At 65.5% G+C, this 2,292-nt stretch carries 1 protein-coding gene; it reads right to left on the bottom strand.

Annotated features, from left to right (window positions below; all coding sequences use genetic code 11):
• Positions 1–1,295 (bottom strand): FAD-binding oxidoreductase (locus tag IRZ30_RS17035; protein ID WP_294086897.1); only part of this gene is annotated, 1,295 nt, incomplete at its 3' end.
• Between the last annotated feature and the right edge of the window lie 997 nt (positions 1,296–2,292).

Here is a 2,292-nt window from a genome sequence, read left to right as displayed (position 1 = left end):
CCGTGCTCCGCCACCAGCCGCAGGATCTCGCGGACGTACTCGGCCAGGTGCTCGACCGGGACGGAGACGTCCTCGATGCAGGCGATCGGCTTGGCATCGCCCCGGACGCTCATCAGCAGACCCAGGCCCGCCTTGCGCACCGACCAGACGTCGGCCTGCTGCATCGGGTCGTAGACCGGCAGCGGGTCCTGCACCACGCCCTGCTCGGTCAGGTGCCGGGTCAGGCGCTCGACTTTGGCGCGCAGCTCCGCTTCGCTCTCGCCGTAGAACTCGACGGCCAGGATCGCGTCCGGGTCGCCCTTGATGAAGGAGATCTGCCGCGCGTAGCCCGGCTGCTGGCGGGTGAGCGAGATGAGCATGTTGTCCATCAGCTCCACCGCCGACGGCTCGCACTCCAGAATGACCGGTGTCGCCTCCATGGCGCGGACCAGGTCGTCGAACTGCAACAGCACCAGCGCCGTGCGCGTCGGGCGCGGCACGAGGTTGATGGTGTACTCGACGCCGAAGGCGAGCGTCCCCTCGGAACTGACCAGCAGCCGCGCCGGGTTGAAGCCGTCCTCGACCAGCAACTCCGGCAGGCTGTAGCCGGTGGCGCGGCGCCAGTGGCGCGGGAAGTCGCGCTCGATGGCGGCACCGTAGCGCTCGCGCAGGCTAAGCAGGTCGCGGTAGAGCCGCCCCTCGCGGGTGTCCTGTGCCGCCTTGGCCGCCACTTCCTCGGGCGTGAGCGCGCGGAAGTGCAGCTCGGTGCCGTCGGAGAGGAACGTGTGCGCGGCCAGGACGTGGTCCTTGGTCATGCCGTACAGGATCGAGTGGGAACCGGAGGCGTTGTTGCCGACGACGCCGCCGATGGTGGCGCGGTCGGAGCTGGCCGGGTCGGGGCCGAACATCAGGCCGTAGCGGGCCAGCTTGGCGTTGAGCTGGGCAAGGACGATACCGGGCTGCACACGAGCCACCCGCGCGCTCGGGTCAACCTCCAGGATCTGGTTGAGGTATTTAGAGGTATCGACTACGAGCGCTGCGCCCACCGTCTGCCCGGCCAGGCTGCTGCCCCCGCCGCGCGGCAGGACCGGCACGCCGTGCTTGGCGGCCAGCTCGATGGCCACGCGCACGTCGTCGACCGTGCGCGGCAGCACGACGCCGACCGGCTCGATCTGGTAGTTGCTGGCGTCGGTGCTGTAGAGCATCCGAGAGTACTGGTCGAAGCGCACCTCACCGCTGATCCGCCAGCGGAGATCGGCCTCCAGCGCCCGCGCTGCCTCGCTGCCCGGCGTCACCGCCCGCACGGTCGCCACCATGGTCGTATTCCTCTCCAGCACAACGCTCCTCGAGCCGGCACCCGGCGGTCGTCCCCATCCCGCCTGGCCGCACCCAACCAGCACGGCACCTCGGTGCCCACATCCCGTGGCGTTGAGTGTAACACCTGGCGGGCGGGCCTGCCCGGCATCTGCATGGGGAGGCAGGACGAGTTACGCGTGTTTTCGGTTGAGTGCTGATGAGATAGAAAAAAAGGGATTGACGTACCTGTCTTTGTCAGTTATGATGCAATTCAAGATCATCAGTGACATCGGGCCCAACGGCCCTCAGGAGAACAAGGCCCTCCGTACACCGGATGAAACGACGCCGGCAGTTTGGTGTTGGTGTCAAGAGGTCGCCGCGGCGGCTACGATCGCCGATGATCTCTCCGTCCTTATGAGCCCCGGAGGGCGTTCAGCAGCGGGAGGTGCGCGATAGCACGCAGGCAGCTTCTAGTCGTACCGCTCGTGGTGCTCGCAGTGCTCGTTGTTCTGGCTATCCCAGCATCCGCTGAGGGAAGCTGGACGTCATATCTCTCGAACGTCAGGGTCGGTTTTGAGACCCGCCGTTGGTGGGACAATCACAATGACGCGGCAGGTACCATGGCTGGGATATACGCCTGCCGCGATCAGGCCCCAGATCCTTCGGACAGTATCGGCCTCGAGCTGCGAAGACATGTTCCTGGATGGTTCGATGAATCCAAAGGAACTCGTGAGGGGACGTGCTACAACTTGGTCTATCTGTACTGGGGAGAGATGAAGGACCCAGGGGAGTACTGGTTCAAAGTATCTGACATATCCAACTGCGCGGATCATGGTGGGTGCTACTTGTACTCAATCTCGACGAGGTATCCTGACGGCTTCATGGTGAGTTACTGATCTACAACCCTGGAGAGTGGGGCGCCGCCGTGGAGCTGTCCTTCGAAGAGGTGAGCTTCCGCTACCGCCGCTCTCCGCGCCCGGTGTTGACCGACTTCACCTGGCAGGTGCCGCCGGGGCG

It is taken from the genome of Sphaerobacter sp., from assembly GCF_019683595.1.
In the GTDB taxonomy this organism is placed as follows: Bacteria; Chloroflexota; Chloroflexia; order Thermomicrobiales; family Thermomicrobiaceae; genus Sphaerobacter.
This window is presented reverse-complemented; position numbering and strand designations above follow the sequence as displayed.